A 564-nucleotide genomic window follows, 5' to 3' on the forward strand; every position below is an offset into this window, starting at 1 on the left:
TCAGTCTGAAAGCATCAGCCGGTCTGCTTCTTTGTCGAACAGTGAGAGTCAGAGAATATCAAACTCGTTGAGTATGTCAGACAGTTTGAGTGCTTCGACCAGTGCAAGTACTTCCGATAGTGTAAGTGCTTCCGGTAGTGTAAGTGCTTCCGGTAGTGTAAGTGCTTCCGGTAGTGTAAGTGCTTCTGGTAGTGCAAGTGCTTCCGGTAGTGTAAGTGCTTCGACAAAGGAAAGCACGTCCGTATCTCAATCTGAAAGCATCAGCCGATCTGCTTCTTTGTCGAGCAGTGAGAGTCAGAGAACTTCAAACTTGCTGAGTATGTCAGACAGTTTGAGTGCTTCGACCAGTGCAAGTACTTCCGATAGTGTCAGTGCTTCTGGTAGTGCAAGTGCTTCCGGTAGTGTAAGCGCTTCTGGTAGTGCAAGTGTTTCCGATAGTGTAAGTGCTTATGTTAGTGCAAGTGCTTCCGATAGTGCAAGTGCTTCGACAAAGGAAAGCACGTCCATATCTCAGTCTGAAAGCATCAGCCGGTCTGCTTCTTTGTCGAACAGTGAGAGTCAGAG

General features: G+C 47.3%; 1 protein-coding gene. It reads right to left on the bottom strand.

Annotated elements, in window-relative coordinates; translation table 11 throughout:
• Window positions 1–48: 48 nt before the first annotated feature.
• On the bottom strand, window positions 49–237 hold the full coding sequence (locus ACTQZS_RS15470) for a hypothetical protein (RefSeq protein ID WP_441476606.1): 189 nt from the start codon (window positions 235–237) through the stop codon (window positions 49–51).
• Window positions 238–564 lie beyond the last annotated feature (327 nt).

It is taken from the genome of Bilifractor sp. LCP19S3_H10 (assembly GCF_052119185.1).
GTDB lineage: Bacteria > Bacillota > Clostridia > Lachnospirales > Lachnospiraceae > Bilifractor.